This is a genomic window from Pseudoalteromonas sp., assembly GCF_018402495.1.
Classification (GTDB): Bacteria; Pseudomonadota; Gammaproteobacteria; order Enterobacterales; family Alteromonadaceae; genus Pseudoalteromonas.
In genome coordinates this window covers 163,845-180,532 of the sequence record NZ_JAGYIU010000003.1, presented here as the reverse complement: position 1 = coordinate 180,532, position 16,688 = coordinate 163,845, and the positions used below count along the sequence as shown (strand labels likewise).

The 16,688-nt window shown below is 42.6% G+C and carries 11 protein-coding genes and 2 other RNA genes; 3 read left to right on the top strand and 10 right to left on the bottom strand.

All coding sequences use genetic code 11. The features are described 5' to 3' along the window. The first annotated feature begins 78 nt into the window (after positions 1 to 78). A protein-coding gene (locus KG708_RS10640) for an IS3 family transposase (RefSeq protein ID WP_213608108.1) occupies positions 79 to 1,259 on the top strand; the annotation gives its coding sequence in 2 pieces (ribosomal slippage) (positions 79 to 337 and positions 337 to 1,259; 1,182 coding nt in all). A gap of 110 nt (positions 1,260 to 1,369) precedes the next feature. On the opposite strand, the gene KG708_RS10635 is transcribed toward KG708_RS10640, so the two are convergent. The 5 genes from KG708_RS10635 to KG708_RS10615 all read right to left on the bottom strand — a co-directional run bounded on the left by KG708_RS10635 (position 1,370) and on the right by KG708_RS10615 (position 4,808). Beyond that, the gene (locus KG708_RS10635) at positions 1,370 to 1,939 is read right to left on the bottom strand and encodes a hypothetical protein (RefSeq protein WP_057556396.1); all 570 of its coding nucleotides are present in this window, start codon (positions 1,937 to 1,939) and stop codon (positions 1,370 to 1,372) included. 147 nt (positions 1,940 to 2,086) lie between these two features. Beyond that, positions 2,087 to 2,509 (bottom strand): VOC family protein, encoded by a 423-nt coding sequence (locus KG708_RS10630; protein ID WP_186464033.1) that lies wholly within the window; start codon positions 2,507 to 2,509, stop codon positions 2,087 to 2,089. A gap of 437 nt (positions 2,510 to 2,946) precedes the next feature. Continuing rightward, positions 2,947 to 3,007: hammerhead ribozyme type II (locus KG708_RS10625), an RNA gene on the bottom strand. A 145-nt stretch (positions 3,008 to 3,152) separates the two neighbouring features. Next, positions 3,153 to 4,328, bottom strand: coding sequence for a hypothetical protein (locus tag KG708_RS10620; protein ID WP_213609643.1), 1,176 nt, complete (start codon positions 4,326 to 4,328; stop codon positions 3,153 to 3,155). A gap of 419 nt (positions 4,329 to 4,747) precedes the next feature. Then, an RNA gene (locus KG708_RS10615) (hammerhead ribozyme type II) lies at positions 4,748 to 4,808 on the bottom strand. Positions 4,809 to 5,084: 276 nt separating this feature from the next. Here KG708_RS10615 and KG708_RS10610 point away from each other — a divergent pair. After that, positions 5,085 to 6,053 carry an integron integrase gene (locus KG708_RS10610; RefSeq protein ID WP_213609641.1) on the top strand — a complete coding sequence of 323 codons (969 nt, stop codon included), beginning with the start codon at positions 5,085 to 5,087 and terminating at the stop codon, positions 6,051 to 6,053. A 176-nt stretch (positions 6,054 to 6,229) separates the two neighbouring features. On the opposite strand, the gene KG708_RS10605 is transcribed toward KG708_RS10610, so the two are convergent. From KG708_RS10605 to KG708_RS10585, 5 genes are all read right to left on the bottom strand, one after another. Further along, positions 6,230 to 8,485 (bottom strand): acyl-CoA dehydrogenase, encoded by a 2,256-nt coding sequence (locus KG708_RS10605; RefSeq protein WP_213609639.1) that lies wholly within the window; start codon positions 8,483 to 8,485, stop codon positions 6,230 to 6,232. A gap of 293 nt (positions 8,486 to 8,778) precedes the next feature. Then, positions 8,779 to 9,804, bottom strand: a complete 1,026-nt coding sequence (locus KG708_RS10600) for a zinc-binding dehydrogenase (RefSeq protein WP_213609637.1) — start codon at positions 9,802 to 9,804, stop codon at positions 8,779 to 8,781. Between the two features lie 11 nt (positions 9,805 to 9,815). Then, complete coding sequence (locus KG708_RS10595) at positions 9,816 to 11,225, bottom strand: TolC family protein (protein ID WP_213609635.1); 1,410 nt, start codon at positions 11,223 to 11,225, stop codon at positions 9,816 to 9,818. Then, positions 11,218 to 14,367: a multidrug efflux RND transporter permease subunit gene (locus KG708_RS10590; RefSeq protein WP_213609633.1), complete on the bottom strand. Its 3,150-nt coding sequence runs from the start codon at positions 14,365 to 14,367 to the stop codon at positions 11,218 to 11,220. The genes KG708_RS10595 and KG708_RS10590 overlap by 8 nt, the downstream gene beginning before the upstream one ends. Positions 14,368 to 14,376: 9 nt before the next feature. Then, entirely contained in the window at positions 14,377 to 15,546 is a 1,170-nt protein-coding gene (locus KG708_RS10585; RefSeq protein WP_213609631.1) for an efflux RND transporter periplasmic adaptor subunit, read from the bottom strand. Positions 15,547 to 15,664: 118 nt separating this feature from the next. On the opposite strand from KG708_RS10585, the gene KG708_RS10580 reads away from it, so the two are divergent. Continuing rightward, entirely contained in the window at positions 15,665 to 16,603 is a 939-nt protein-coding gene (locus tag KG708_RS10580; protein WP_213609629.1) for a LysR family transcriptional regulator, read from the top strand. The last annotated feature ends 85 nt before the right edge of the window (positions 16,604 to 16,688 follow it).

Genomic DNA, 16,688 nt, shown 5'->3' with positions numbered 1-16,688 from the left:
TTGTAGTGGTACAGTGATTTTGGCCACCCATTAAGAAAGAAATGTTATGCTAATAAGCATACAAATTTGGGTGAAAAAATGACGAAATTAAAACGCGCAACGTATTCTGCGGCAATCAAATTAGAAACAGCTCAGCTTGTAGTCGACCAAGGTTATACGCAAGAAGATGCAGCCAAGGCTATGGGTGTTGGTAAATCAACCGTAAGTAAGTGGGTTACTCAATTAAAGCAAGAGCGTAATGGTCAGTCACCATCGGCTTCACCAATGACGCCCGAACAAATTGAAATTCGTGAACTTAAAAAGCAAATCCAACGCATTGAATTAGAAAAGGACATATTAAAAAAGGCTACCGCTCTCTTGATGTCCGACTCCCTGAACAATTCTCGTTAATCGAGAAGTTAAATCAACGAGAGCATTATCCAATTAGCGTGCTGTGTAGCGTATTCGATGTGCATCGCAGCAGCTATAAATATTGGGCTATACGCGATACAACGCCGACACCTGAGCAAGTAAGGTTAGAGGCTGAAGTTAAAGCAATACATAGAATGAGTGGAGGCTCAGCAGGTGCAAGGACAATTGCTACAATAGCGACAAACAATGATTTTGAATTGAGCCGTTATCGCGCCGCTAAGCTAATGGTTAAGTTAAAGCTTGAAAGTTGCCAAGTTCCTCAACATTCATATAAGCGCGGTGGTAATGAACACCTTGAAATTCCAAACCTGCTTGATAGGCAGTTTGATGTTATTGAACCGAATACTGTGTGGTGCGGTGATGTAACGTATATTTGGACAGGCAATCGCTGGGCTTATTTAGCGGTCGTTATTGATTTATTTGCGCGTAAAGTGGTTGGTTGGGCAATGTCGTTGTCGCCAGATACTAATTTAACATTAAAGGCGCTTGAACTCGCGTATGAAAGTAGAGGTAAGCCAAGTGGGTTGATGTTTCACTCAGATCAAGGGAGCCATTATACGAGCTTGAAGTACCGCCAACGTTTATGGCGCTATAAAATTACACAAAGTATGAGTCGACGCGGAAATTGTTGGGATAATGCGCCAATGGAGCGATTTTTTAGAAGCTTTAAAACGGAGTGGATGCCAAAGGTTGGATACGAAAACTTTAAAAATGCTAAATATAGTGTGAGTAATTATATCAACGGATATTACAACAACGTTAGACCACATCATTATAATGCTGGTTTAGCGCCAAATGAATCTGAGGTTAGATACCAAGATTCTAAAATTGTGGCCAAAATTAGTTGACCACTACACTGACAACGCATTACCACTGAACTCAAACACAATAACCATAACCACCGCGGCTCAATGGGACTGGAAACGCCACGCGTTGGCAGTCCCTCTTGAGGCGTTTGTTATGAGTTTTTTATTCGCAAGACTGTTTCTGGGGTAAACTTCACCCAGCTATCATCAAGATATGCGTATTGCGTGTACCCTATGACATACACACGCTCTAATGATGACGATTGAAATACCCTCGCCAAATGTGATTTGTATGCGACAGCTTCCTTGAAAAGGTTCCAAGTACCAACTTTATGCGCGTAGTTCTTCGGACAAATTATAATGCCACATGAACCTTCGTTCTCTTGGATAAGAGTTAATAGCTTAACGTAATCAAACCATATTGTTTTCTTATTGCTCTTTTCAATTTCAATGAAGTACGTTTGACCATTTCTAGCTTCAAAGGCAATATCGAGTTCCCCCACTTTTTCCGAGTTCGTCTTTATTACACGATCTTTTTTTGAGAAGACCTTTACTGCACTTTCTGATAATTTCCGCTCCACTACGTGATCAATATTTGAGTCTAACTGGCGACTATTAGTGTCTTTGACGGTAACTTCAAAAGCTAAATCTTCTAGTTCTGCTGCTATAAAAGTAGAAACTTGGTCTTGCTTATCAATTTCTATATCTGCAATTTTGAACATATGAACTCCAGAAACTCATAACGCCCAATTAAGTAGCCCGAAACGCGACTACCAACTTCCCGCATAACACCGTAATCACCAAACTCAACGCAAAACGAAAATGCCACGCGTTGAGGGTCTGCTTGAATTGTTTGTTATAACGCAATTCTATGACTTGGATTTTTCACCTAAATACTCGGTAAAGCGCAAAAGATAACCATCCGGATCTTGTATCAGAAACTCTTTCTGACCCGATAGTATTTCGCCGATGTCATACCATGTTTCTTTGAGTTCTTTAAACAACTTGATGTCTGCCGCTTGAATGCGCTCATAAATCGAAGATATATCTGACAGCTCAATTTGAAAGTTAACGCCTCTACCAAATGGCGCGACTAAGCTATCCGTGACCCAAGCTTCATCATGAATTTGCTCCAACATGATCTGGACTTTTTCAAGTTCCAAGTAAGCAAAATCGGGATTATCTCGTTGATTTCTAATCTTAAAACCGAGAATTTCACAATAAAATCTCAGTGATGTAGTGAAGTTTGATACCGACAATTCAGGTACCATCGGATTCCAATATTCGTCCATTTCATTCCTTGATATACGATGAACTCAAATGCGTTATAACGCCCAATTAAGGGGTGAACAACGCCTCCACCCAAACCTAAAGCATTGTGCCATAAACACTAAATTTGAAGTAGAAGCAAAAATGCCGAGCGTTGTGAATCCCTCTTAAATTGCTTGTTATATTTCAGTGCGCTATAGGTAATTTGGGCTATGCGCACCTACTAATTTGCTCTTTTCACTGGAGTTACACCAGATCATCAGTAAGTTAAACTTAAAAGAGCGGTGGTTCTCCCAAAACATGGCAACACATTTTGAAAGTTGCTTAAATTGACTACTAATTTTGTTGATAATTTTCATACCCATAAGCTCTCCCTCCTTAGTCTGACTAGTTAAAAACCCCACAATTTCCGCTAAGAGAAACTGCACCACAAAAACAGGTGGATTTGACGCAAAGTAAATCGAGGCTGCCATCATCAGTCTCAGGAGACCACCACTGAGAGACGTATTCACGTTTCGGCTTTCGACTTTCGACTTGAGTTTTAACATTATAACGTACTGAACTAAAAAAAATATAACGCCACTGCTCACAGGCGGCAAACTCGGAGCGAAGCGGAGAGTTTGGCGTCCTTGTGCAGCCGATTGTTAGATTTTCGGCGCACGGCGCTCAAGGCAGCGAACCCACTAGGCTATCCGCAGTATTTATGGTCGCCTCAATCTCAGCGACAACCTCGTCCAGAGACTTCACAACGCGACGCTTGGCCCTATTCAAATCCGTCGTCAACCGGGGCAAACCACCGACCGTGGACTTGAACCCGCGCATGCTATCTAGTGAGCCGCTAGCAGCTTCGACCATTGACCGAAGAGACTGCCCAAGCTGATCAATTTGTGACGTATCTTCACTATCAAAATCATCGTACAGAGACAGTGCCTTACTTATGGCCTCAAAGGCTTCTCTTCGCGACCGAGTTAGGAGAGGCAGCTGGCCATCCAAGATATCCGCATATCTGTTCATATCTTCAGCCGAAGCCTTGACTGTCCTTCGAGCATCCTTCATTCGCTGAGGGTCATTTATTTCGCCAATTTCTTGAATCTCCGCCGCTCGGCGGTTCATTTGTTCTCCTATCGAAACAGTTGCATCTGCAATTGCATGAAAGCCAGCATTCATCTGCTCCATAGACATTTCGTAGCGATCAAGATGATCTAAAAAGCCGAAGTCATCGTCACCTTCCGAGTCGACAGAATTAACTGCATCTGTGCCTGACGGCACGACGGGTGGAGTCGACGAGCTATGTACGGAAGAAGACTGCCCTTTGCTCCATTTTTGAGCAACGGCACTCAGATGTGCTCGTATTAATGATTCAAAATTCTCAATTCCCTCAAATGTGCGATGAAGAACACCTTCGTCTCCCAATGAGCTTTTGAAACGTTGAACACGATTATTTTGATCTCCATCGATTTCTGAGGGCTTAATTGCCTTGTCTTTGAAATAAATCATGATTTCAACGGAACTAGGATCAGCTTTCCATCGAGCACGCGCCCTTTCAAACTCTTCTAAGGTGCCTGATTCAGCTTTAGAAGTTGGAGTACCAATTCGCCCCCACAAGATCCCGATGAATACGTCGTACTCGTCTCCAATTTGCGAATTGATGACAGCTTGAGGCTCGCGGCCAATGCCGGGGCGCGTAGTAGTCTCCCATCGCAACAACTCAAGACGTACACCTAGCGATTTTGACCAAGTGCGATTGAGTTCGTCCACGACGGATTCGAACACCTCTCGTTCTTCGGTGACATCACCCGGCGATGCAACAAATACTTGTAGAACTGTCTCTGATCTAGGCACCTTGTCTCCCCGAAAATCTAACGCCCAATTAAGGGGTGAACAACGCCTCCACCCAAACCTAAAGCATTGTGCCATAAACACTAAATTTGAAGTAGAAGCAAAAATGCCGAGCGTTGTGAATCCCTCTTAAATTGCTTGTTATATTTCAGTGCGCTATAGGTAATTTGGGCTATGCGCACCTACTAATTTGCTCTTTTCACTGGAGTTACACCAGATCATCAGTAAGTTAAACTTAAAAGAGCGGTGGTTCTCCCAAAACATGGCAACACATTTTGAAAGTTGCTTAAATTGACTACTAATTTTGTTGATAATTTTCATACCCATAAGCTCTCCCTCCTTAGTCTGACTAGTTAAAAACCCCACAATTTCCGCTAAGAGAAACTGCACCACAAAAACAGGTGGATTTGACGCAAAGTAAATCGAGGCTGCCATCATCAGTCTCAGGAGACCACCACTGAGAGACGTATTCACGTTTCGGCTTTCGACTTTCGACTTGAGTTTTAACATTATAACGTACTGAACTAAAAAAAATATAACAATTTTATAGTGCGCTCGTCGCGTATATTTCTACCAACGTTACGCTAATATATTTATTAATTACTTTTTAACAAATAACTTAACTCATTACCAGCTATAATTTTTTCTTGGTACTAAATATAATAAGAAAGAAGAAAGTGCGCTCGGCGCGCATTTTCTTGAATATGGGAGCAAAACAACTAAGCTGTATATAAATACAGTGTTCTTATTGGTGAAAATATGAAAACGCGTTCCCCATTTTTAAATTATATCGCTGAATATATGTTAGTGCGTCAGTATTCATTACGTACCGTAGATACCTACCTAAGATGGATTGCATCTTATATTCATTTTCATAATAAGCGCCACCCTGCCTCAATGGGAGACAACGAGGTCGAACGCTATTTAGAACACTTAGTGTTAAAACAAAACGTTGCACCACGAACGCAAGCCACAGCACTTAATTCATTGTCATTTTTATACAAGCACATAATAAAAAATGAACTATCGTTAAACTTAAATTTTGCCCGCAGTAAAAAACAAGCAAAGCTCCCTGTCGTGATGACCCCAGAGGAAGTTAAAATGTTGATGGCTCATTTAAATAAGCGCTATTATTTAATTGTAGCGCTTATGTATGGAAGTGGCTTAAGAGTAATGGAAGCGGTGCAGTTAAGGGTGAAAGATATTGATTTTGATTATAAATGCATTCAAGTATGGAATGGAAAAGGTAATAAACACCGCATTGTTACGCTGGCCACAGAGCTAATACCTATGCTGAGAAATCAAATTTTGAACGTTGATGACTATTTAAAACTTGATTTAAATAATACGGAATATTCTGGCGTATGGATGCCATATGCTTTAACAAAAAAATATCCAAGTGCCGCAAAATCGCTTGCGTGGCAGTATTTATTTCCTTCTCATATATTAAGTTCAGATCCTCAAAGTGGTGAAATAAGACGACATCATTTTCATCACTCTTGTATTAGAAAAGAGGTGAAAAAAGCCGTCCAAAAATCAGGATTAACAAAAATAATAACACCTCATACATTAAGACACTCTTTTGCTACTCATCTACTGCAAAATGGCGCCGATATAAGAACTGTTCAAGCTCAGCTTGGCCATTCTGATATTAAAACCACACAAATATATACCCATGTACTGCAACAAGGTGCCAACGGGGTTGTTAGCCCTTTTTCAAGATTATAAGCGTCTCTTTTTAATCCTCTACGCATACATATTCGCTTTAAGACCAATACCGCTATCTATTTCTACTTTGAAAACCCATAAAAAAGCCCCGCTTGATATCACTCAAGCGGGGCTCCACGCTAATGTATTTATTCAATAAAAGCGCCTAAACTGCAGGCGCTTTGCATTATTGAATTTTACTGGTTAACCACGCTTTTAAGCGGATTAACTGGCTGTGCGTTGTCGTCTAGGATGTTCATATCGAAATCGAACTCATCAACACGAATCGCTTTTTCACGCTTTTTGTTGTAATCACTTAACTGAACAAATTCAGCGTCGTTAATTACTTTTGCAGCAAGTGCATTTTCAAGTGTGATTGAAAAACGTGTACCCGGCTTAAACGTTTTAGCACGTAGCGCTTTTTTCACTTTTGCTAATAGCTCTAGTGATGCCATTTTAGCTTTGTAAGCTTGCTCGTTAATGTGATGACCATCACCTTCAATTGGCTTAACTAAATGGGTAATTTGCGCTTTAAATGCCGTATCAAGCTGTGCTTGTTTCGCTAATTCACGAATTAAATCATCGCTGATTTTTGGCATTTTAGTTGAGTAGTTCATAGTAATGAAACGAATGAACTTACGTGTACCACTTGCAGGGAAGTTATCTAAGAACTTGTGCAATGCTTCTTCTGCACTTTGTAGTGCAAAACGAGTCGCATAATGGAAGTAAGGAGCCGCTTGCTCACGCTCGCTGCTTGCTACTTTTTGCTCGTAGTATTTAATTGATGCCATAGCTGCATACAAGAAGCTCATTACATCGCCTAAGCGTGCTGAAAGCATTTCAGCTTGCTTTAATTTACCGCCAAGTACTAGTAACGAAAAGTCAGCATACACAGCTAATTTAGCTGATAGTTTATGTACTGCTTTTTCGTAGTCACGTACTTCTGGTAGTGCTGAGTTTGCACCAGCAGTAAACGGTAGTACACCTAAACGGAATGCACGTAAGCTATTTGCTGTGCTGTAGCCAATCGTTTTACGTAAAATACCATTAAATTCTGCATCTGCGTTTTTGTCATCGCTGTGGATAGACTCAACCATAGATTGTAAGTATGGGTGACAACGCATAACACCTTGGCCAAATATCATCAGGTTACGAGTCAGAATGTTTGCACCTTCTACCGTAATCGCAATTGGCTGCGCTACATAACCACTTGCTAATGTATTTTGCGGACCATTCTGAATCGCTTTACCTGCTTGGATATCCATTGCTGAATCAAGCACATCACGACCAAGCTCAGTCATATGGTATTTTGCAATTGCAGTAACTACCGATGGTTTTAAGCCCATGCCTAAACCTTCAGTTGTAAGTACTCGCATCGCTTCTTGTAGGTATGTTTTACCTGCAATGTCAGCTAGCTTTTCTTGAATACCTTCAAATTGACCAATTGCTAAACCAAACTGTTCACGCACTGCTGCGTACTCAGAAGCTGATTTAAATGCAACTTGCGCAGTACTTACGCCCAGTGCTGGTAATGAAATACCACGCCCTGCGCCTAAACAGCTAACTAGCATTTGCCAACCGCGACCGATGTTCTTCTGACCACCGATAATAAAGTCCATTGGTACAAATACTTTGTTACCACGTGTAGTACCGTTGTAAAAACGGATACCCATAGGATCATGACGGTTACCAAGCTCTACGCCTGGGTGCTCTTTTGGAATAAGTGCACAGGTAATACCTAGGTTTTCTTTACCACCTAGTAGACCATCTGGGTCAACTACTTTAAACGCTAAACCAAGTACGGTCGCAATAGGTGCGAGAGTAATGTAGCGTTTGTCCCACGTAATTTCTAAACCAAGTACTTCTTCGCCTTTGTACATACCTTTAGTTACGGTACCTACATCTGGAATACCGCCTGCATCAGAGCCTGCTTCTGGGCTAGTTAATGCAAAACATGGAATGTCTGTACCATTTGCTAAGCGCGGTAAGTAGTGTGCTTGTTGCTTCTCAGTACCAAAGTGAAGGAGTAATTCACCCGGGCCTAACGAGTTTGGTACCATTACCGTTACCGCAACCGCTGAACTTTTAGTAGCAATTGTACCTACAATTGTTGAGTTAGCGTATGGGCTGAACTCTAAACCGCCAAACGATTTAGGGATTATCAGCGAGAAGAAACGCTCTTTTTTCAAAAACTCTAAAATGTCGTTTGGTAAATGAATACCATTTTGAATGACTGAATCGTCAATCATGCCAAGTAATTCTTGTACTGGGCCATCTAAGAACGCTTGCTCGTCTGCGGTTAATTTAGCCGCAGGTACGTCGCGTAGCGCGCTGAAATCTGGTTTACCTCGATAGATAGACCCTTCTAGCCATACATCGCCAGCGTCTAGCGCTTCTTGCTCAGTAACTGAAATGCTTGGTAATACTTTTTTTAATTTTGTACGTAAACTCATAACGAACTCATCCGACCAGATAAATAATACCTACATTACGTCATAAAAATCGCTTTAGATCAATTACTCTATTCAATTAATTAACAGTTTTTGCAATTTATTTTCTTTACCTGAACGTAAACTGTTGAAATAGAAAGCCTTACACTTGTACGCTGAAAATTAATTTTTTTGTTAAAAAATTAATAATTCAGACCACTAAAGCAATCAATGGGTGTTTTAGAAGAACCTAAAAACAAAAAAACGCAGCCTAAAATTAAGCTGCGTTTTTTTAAAAGCGAGAGATTAAATCGAGTCTAACTAATTTTAACCACCTGTTTGCCAGTAAAACCACCTGCTAACTGATTATTTAGTGCAGCCGAAACAGCGTCTGCATTAAAATCAACAGCTAAAACTTCTGGGGGAGTTATCTCTCCATTTGCTACCGTTTCAAGCAACAAATTGCCCATAAAGCTCATGCGCTGCTGCGCACATAAGCTGTTAGCTAGCCACGCACCTCCTAAGGAGACAATACTAATATTAGGCGCGCGCCGATACATTAGCTGCTGTTCGAAGTTAGGGAGTGGATTTAAACAGGCAATACGACCACAAAAACGCATTAGCTCGATATTTTGAATAGTCGATTCCCCACCCATAATATCAATAACGGCGTCAAACCCTTGTGGACCTAACTCTCGACGAATTTTGTTACATAAGGCTTTATCGTTGTAATCAAAGACCACATCGGCGCCGAGTTGCTTAACTAACTTATGATTGCGCTTAGAGGCGGTGGTAAATACATCTGCACCGCGCTGCTTGGCAAACTGAATAGCAAATTGCCCTACTGCGCCAGCACCCCCTTCAACAAAAAGTGTATCGCCCTCAGTTACTGATAATTTATCTAAGCTGATCAATGCCGCCATTCCGGCGCAGGGTAAAGTTGCAGCTTTGTCACTGGCTAATTGCTGAGGAATAATAGACACCGCATAATTAGGCACTTTTGCGTATTCGCTTAGTACCCCTTGCTCACCTACGCTGGCGTGCCACATAACACGCTCCCCTACCCCCGGAAAAATACCTTTACCCGCTTTAACCACAGTTCCCACGGCATCTAAACCTAAAACATGCGGGTATTGCCACAAACAAAAGCCAGACTTGGCAAATTGTGCATCCACCGGGTTTAAACCAACGTACTCTACTTTTACTAATAACTCATTCCCTGTGCACTGAGGCACAGGTAACTGAGTATCCGATAAGTTAATATCCTCATTAGGCTCATTTAACACAATAGAGCGCATTAACGTAGGAATAGTATTTGGGTTTGTATCTGCAGTATTAGGCATCAAAAACTCTACTAGTTAGTATTACTTAACGCGTAACTCCATCGCCCATTAAATGACTGGTAAGCATTTACCTTGGCAAGTAGCGATGAAATAGTTGAATCAACGGCATTTTCTTGTGCTATTAAAACATCCTGACGCGCATCTAACAACGCTAAGTAAGGAATGTGCCCTTCTTCGTACATTGCTTGTGCTTGTAAAAATGCATTATTAGCAAATTGATAACGCTGCTCAGCAAAGCGCGATTGCTGTGCTTGATTGACCAAATATTGCAGAGAAAGTTCACTCTCGTTAATCGCTTTTAATACCACTTGCTGGTAGTCAGTATACGCCGCTTGGCTTAAAAACTGCTGCGCATCGCGTTGTGCTAAAAGTGCCGGGTAACTTAATAATGACCACTGCAATTGCGGCGCACCTTGCCATTGCTGCTGAGTGTCACTAAAACCGTTGCTTCCTAAACTTAACACCCCTGCAAAGCCGCTTAAGCTGATATCTGGCAATAAAGCTTTGCTGGCTGCCACACTCAGGCTATTTGCTTGGCTAAAATCAAATAAAGCACGACTTATGTCAGGTCTCAGTGCTATTGCAGCATTAGGCTTTGCCAATGACACCGCAAATGCCTTAGTTAATATAGTACGTTCATCATTAATGCTCAGTGATTGCGTGGTTTGCGCACTTAGTACGGCCAAAGTAGATAAGTCACGGTACTTGGCATATTCAATGGCCGGCACCAAGGCTTGCTGCTGTCTAAGTTGCGCCATAGTGCGGTTTAAGTCGAGCTCATTAGCCACACCTTCATCAACTTGAGCCTGTAGCACCTGAATGCTTTGTGCAAGCGCGTCTATTTGCATCTCAATAATTTGCTGCTTTTGCAGATTACCTTGATAACTCACAAACCCTTTAACCACAGCCGACACCACTTCAATTTGCAATAACCTAACTTGCTCAGCTTGGCTCATTGCTTGTGAATTCGCGGCATCGACTAACGCAGTAATTCGGCCAAATAAGTCGAGCTGCCAATCAAGTGCTACATTAGCACTTGATTGTCGGCTATTGATATCACCTAGTCCACTTCGCTTTGCACCAATCTCAATACCGCCTTGCGGTAAGTATTGCGCTTGTTGCTCGCCAATACGCGCCAAAGCGCTTTTTAATACCAGCTGACTCGTTTTTAAGTCGTAATTATTAGCAAGTGCGTTGCTCACCAGTTGGTTTAGCTGCGCTGAGCCCAGCTTATGCCACCAGTTTTGCTCATCTTCACCTATAAATTGCTCTGCAGATAGCGCCTTGGCAACAAACTCATTAACCTGTTGTTGCCCAGCGGCTGTGTCAATTTTACTCGCACAACCTGATAACACAGCAACCGTTAATACAAAGCTTAACCATGGCGATAATTTAAGGGTGCTTGGCTTAAATTTAGTCATGTGAAGACTCCTCAACGCGCTGCTTTTTTACCACCAGCATATAAAACACCGGTGTAAATAATAGTCCAAATACAGTGACCCCAATCATACCCGAGAACACCGCATTTCCCATGGCATGGCGCATTTCTGCTCCAGCACCGGTGGCCAATACAAGCGGTATAACACCTGCGGTAAACGCAATGGAGGTCATTAAAATTGGGCGTAAACGTAATCGACACGCCACTAACATCGCCTCAAGGTGCGATAACCCAGTGTCGTGCTTATCTTTAGCAAATTCGACCATAAGAATGGCATTTTTAGCAGCCAATGCCACCAATACAATCAAGGCGATTTGCGTAAATATATTGTTGTCTGAGCCTACAAACCACACCCCTAATAACGCCGAGAAAATGGTCATAGGTACAATTAAAATAATGGCCAGTGGTAAACGTAAGCTTTCATACTGTGCGGCCAGTACCATAAACACCAGCAATACCACTAACGGGAATACATACACCATGGTATTACCGGCTAATACTTGCTGGTACGTTACCTCAGTCCACTCATATTCAATGCCAGTAGGCAATGTTTTTGCTAGTACAGCTTCAATCGCCAGTTGCGCTTGATCAGAACTATAACCGGGCGCTGGGCTGCCATTGAGCTCTGCACTTGGGTAGCCGTTGTAATGCATTACACGATCAGGGCCAATAGTAGGTGTTACCGTTAATACTGAGCCTAACGGCACCATATTACCGGCACGATTACGCACTTTTAAGTTAAGAATTTGCTCGGGATCCACTCTAAAATCAGCATCGGCTTGGGCATTAACTTGGTAAGTACGACCAAATAAATTAAAGTCGTTTACATACACTGAGCCTAAATAAATTTGCAACGAGTTAAACACTTCATCTAATGGAATGCCCTGAATAAGCGCTTGCTCGCGGTCAATATCAATATCCATTTGTGGTACTTGAATTCTAAAGCTTGAATACAGCCCCATTAACGCCGGATCTTTTTGCGCCGCAGCAATCACTGCTTGCAAACTGTTAAATAGGGCTTCAAAGCCTTTATTGGCTCTGTCTTGAATTTGCAGTTTAAACCCCCCTGTGGTGCCAAGGCCTTGAATAGGCGGTGGTGGAAACACAGCCACAAAGGCTTCATCAATGGCTGCAAAACGCTGGTTTAACTGCGCCGCAATGGCCGAAGCCGACATACTCGGATCGGTTCGCTCTGCAAAAGGCGCCAATGGCGTAAACACAATGCCGCTATTTGGGCTATTAGTAAAACCATTTACTGAAAGACCAGGGAACGCTACTGTGTTCGCAACTCCAGGGATCTCTAGCGCTATTTGCTGCATTTGTTTTACCACCGCTTCTGTACGGTCTAAACTGGCGGCGTCAGGGAGCTGCGCAATGGCGACTAAATATTGCTTATCTTGTTGTGGAATAAAGCCACCCGGTACCGCATCAAATAATTTAATCGTACCGCCAACTAAGGCAATGTATGCAACCATAACCACAACGCTCATACGAATCAGCTTTTGTACCAGCTTTTCATACCCTTTAGCGCCACGGTCAAATACGCGGTTAAAGGGTTGGAATAACCAACGGCCAAATAATTTATTAAGTAAGCGAGTAAACGCATCAGGCTTAGCATCGTGCGGTTTTAACAATAAAGCAGCCAGTGCTGGCGACAGCGTTAATGAATTAAACGCTGAAATAACCGTAGAAATAGTAATGGTTAATGCAAATTGCTTGTAAAACTGCCCAGAAAGCCCCGTAATAAAAGCCGTCGGAATAAATACCGCACACAATACCAATGCAATGGCAATAATAGGACCGGTTACTTCAGTCATTGCCACGCGGGTGGCTTCAAGCGGTGATAAGCCATCTTCTATATTTCGTTCAACATTTTCCACCACGACAATTGCATCATCAACCACGATACCGATTGCCAGTACTAAACCAAATAGCGATAAGGTATTTATAGACACCCCAAGCCACTGCATTACTGCAAACGTACCAATGAGCGATACTGGCACTGCAATAAGTGGAATAATCGATGCACGCCAGGTTTGTAAAAATACGATAACCACAATCACCACCAGCACAATGGCTTCGAGTAAAGTGGCGATCACCGCATCAATTGAACCACGAACAAATACCGTTGGATCATAAACAATGTCGTATTCAACACCTGCAGGAAAGTCTTTTGATAAGCGTGCCATAGTTTCACGCACCTGATCAGAAAGCTCAATAGCATTTGATCCTGGGCGTTGAAATATTGGCATTGCTAAAGCAGGTTGATTGTCAAGCTCAGCACGCAGTGCATAAGAATCTTGGCCTAAATCTACACGTGCCACGTCTGACAAACGCGTAAGTTGCCCTTGCTCCCCCACTTTAATAATGACTTGTTTAAACTCTTCAATGCTATTAAGACGCCCTTTGACGTTTAATAAAATTTGGAACTGGCTGTCATTTGAAATTGGTTGCGCACCTAAACTACCCGCTGCAACTTGCTGATTTTGAGAGCGCAGTGCATTTACCACATCACTTGCAGTAAGCTCACGTGATGCTAGCGCATCTGGGTTAAGCCAAACCCGCATTGCATATTTACCGCCACCAAATAAACGAATATCACCCACACCAGGTAAACGCGCTATTTCATCTTTAATATTTAAATCGGCATAATTTGATAAATACGCAGTGTCATGGCTGTTTTGGGGTGAGTATAAATGCACCACCATGGTTAAATCGGGTGATGATTTTTCAGCAACAACCCCTAAACGTTGCACTTCTTGTGGCAAACGCGGCAGCGCACTATTAACTCGGTTTTGCACTTGCACTTGGGCACGGTCTAAATCAGTGCCTAACGCAAATGTCACCGTGAGCGTCATGCGCCCGTCACTGGTTGCTTGTGAAAACATATACAACATGTTTTCGGTGCCGTTTATTTCTTGCTCAAGCGGGGTTGCCACGGTTTGTGCAATAACTGTCGGGTTAGCACCTGGGTAACTGGCGGTCACAACAACGGTTGGTGGAACGACTTCGGGGTATTCGCTAACTGGCAGCTGAAATAAAGAAATGCTACCGGCAATTAAAATAATCAACGACAGCATAGCCGCAAAAATCGGACGCTGTATAAAAAAGTGTGAAAATTTCATCTAATAACCTTATTGCTTAGCAACTAAATCCGCAGGGTTAGCATTTAGCGTAAATGCAATGCCTTGGGTATTAATTGCCACTTTATTGGGTGATATTGGCATGCCAGGACCTACACGAGCTGGGCCATTAACAGCAATAACATCGCCTTGCTCAAGCCCTGATGTAATGGCGCGTAACGCTCCATAGCGCTCACCGACCGTAACCAGCTTATACTGCAGTACATTGTTATCGCCTACCGTTAACACAAAGCGGTTTTTTAAATCTGTGCCTATGGCTCTATCTGGAATAATGACAGTTTCACGTACCGCATTGGCCGCTAACTTAATGCGTGCAAATGAGCCCGAGCGCAGTTCATTACTAGGATCGTCAAACACCGCACGTACTCGTAAGGTGCCAGTAGAGGCATTAATTTGGTTATCTATAAAGTTAATATGGCCGTGATAGTTAAAATCGTCTTGCCCTACTTTTTGCATCACAACCGGCTGTTTGCTTGCAGCGGTTATTTCGTCAAATGCGCTATTCCAAGTACGCTCATCTACATCAAAGTACGCGTATATTTGGTCATTAGAAACAATAGAAGTAAGCACACTTTGCCCTGCAAGTACATTGTTACCTTTGGTGATATTTGCGCGAGAAATCACGCCATCTATTGGCGACACCACTGAGGTAAACTCTAAATCAAGCTGCGCCGAGCTTAACTGCGCTTTAAGTGCGGCAAGTTGCGCTTCACGTTGACGCAGTGTTGAAGTGCGCGCCTGTGCTTGCTCAGTTGATATGGCTTTTCGCTCAGTTAAGCGTACCGCACGGGATGCTTCGCTTTTTGCTTGCTCGAGTGCCGCTTGAGCACTGTTGACCTGAGCCTGCAAACTTTCAACCGTGGCAGCAAATGAGCGATCGTCTAAGCGAAATAACACATCGCCTTGCTTAACGCTATCACCCTCATTAAATTCAATACGCTCAATAATACCCGACACCCGAGGCATTAAAGCCACGTTTTGCGGCGCTTCTAATCGCGTTGTGTAAGTGTGCCAATTTTGTACCGGCTTTACTAAAACCTCTGCCACATCTATAGGTTGATGTTGTTGCGTAGATGCCGATTGCGCTGTCTTTTCATCTGCACAACCAGAGAGTGTAAATAATGCAGTAGCTATTGCAACAGCAATAAAGTGTTTGTTCATAACGACGCTCCTTTTAATTTAGCATTGCATAATACGGAACAAACATGAGGACAAAAATGATAGATTTCTAAATACATTAGTGCCAAAATGGCATCAATACTCGTTATGAGATGAAATAATGGATACAACCAGCCGACTATTAATGCTGCTTGAAGTCGTTGAGCAAGGATCATTTGCCAAAGCTGCAGAAATGCGAAATATCGATCGTTCAGTGATTTCCAAACAAATTAGTCGTTTAGAAGATGAACTTGGGGTAAGGCTGTTAAATAGAACAACACGCTCATTTTCACTGACTGCAGCGGGTGCCGAAATGATTAAAAAGGCCAGTGAACTCAGAAGTTTATTGGGCGAAACCGTGCGTATGGCAGAAAACTATCACCAAGAGCCACGCGGCGTATTAAAAGTGACCGCATCTACTTTAATAGGTCGACGCTACTTACAGCCAGTGATCAACGATTTCCAAAAACGCTTTCCGCAAGTTGAGATTGAACTGCGTTTAGATGACCGACTGGTTGATATTGTATCTGAGGGATTTGATTTAGCGTTTAGAGTGGGTGAACCCAAAGACTCATCATTAATTGCTCGTAAAATTGCCCGTAATCGTTTGTTACTATTAGCCGCGCCTGAGTTTATAGAAACATACGGTATGCCAACAACAATCTCTGATTTGGCACAACTGCCAGCGGCTAGCTATGCAAGCAACTCACTGCGGGTAGAAGGCATAAATTACTACAACCACACTGGCGAACACTGCGAGCAAAAAATAAAAAGTGTGTTTAGAGCAAACGATGCAGAAGTATTACTGATGAAAACCCTCTCTGGCACCACCTACTTTTTAGCGCCGGCATTTATTTTAGATAAAGAAGTAATTGATGGTCGCTTAATTCCCCTACTCACCGATATAAAACTCATGGAGTACAGTGCTATGTATGCGGTATATCCTCATCGCGACTTACCTGTTAGAACACGGTTATTCTTTGATGCGGTGCGAGAATACATAGGTAAAGATACCCCTATTTGGGAAAACAGTATCCCTGATTTCGATAAGATGTATTAAGCGCGCCTAGCCTATAAATAGGCGATAACGCAGCATCAATGCCAAACAGGCGCTGCCCAAAGGGTTCTGCCTAGGGGCGTAAGCA

Bases quoted from the DNA above. Each gene is read 5' to 3' on its own strand.
- KG708_RS10585 (WP_213609631.1), bottom strand. From the start codon at position 15,546: ATGAACAAACACTTTATTGCTGTTGCAATAGCTACTGCATTATTTACA.
- KG708_RS10605 (WP_213609639.1), bottom strand. From the start codon at position 8,485: ATGAGTTTACGTACAAAATTAAAAAAAGTATTACCAAGCATTTCAGTT.
- KG708_RS10610 (WP_213609641.1), top strand. From the start codon at position 5,085: ATGAAAACGCGTTCCCCATTTTTAAATTATATCGCTGAATATATGTTA.
- KG708_RS10590 (WP_213609633.1), bottom strand. From the start codon at position 14,367: ATGAAATTTTCACACTTTTTTATACAGCGTCCGATTTTTGCGGCTATG.
- KG708_RS10595 (WP_213609635.1), bottom strand. From the start codon at position 11,225: ATGACTAAATTTAAGCCAAGCACCCTTAAATTATCGCCATGGTTAAGC.
- KG708_RS10580 (WP_213609629.1), top strand. From the start codon at position 15,665: ATGGATACAACCAGCCGACTATTAATGCTGCTTGAAGTCGTTGAGCAA.
- KG708_RS10635 (WP_057556396.1), bottom strand. From the start codon at position 1,939: ATGTTCAAAATTGCAGATATAGAAATTGATAAGCAAGACCAAGTTTCT.
- KG708_RS10600 (WP_213609637.1), bottom strand. From the start codon at position 9,804: ATGCCTAATACTGCAGATACAAACCCAAATACTATTCCTACGTTAATG.
- KG708_RS10630 (WP_186464033.1), bottom strand. From the start codon at position 2,509: ATGGACGAATATTGGAATCCGATGGTACCTGAATTGTCGGTATCAAAC.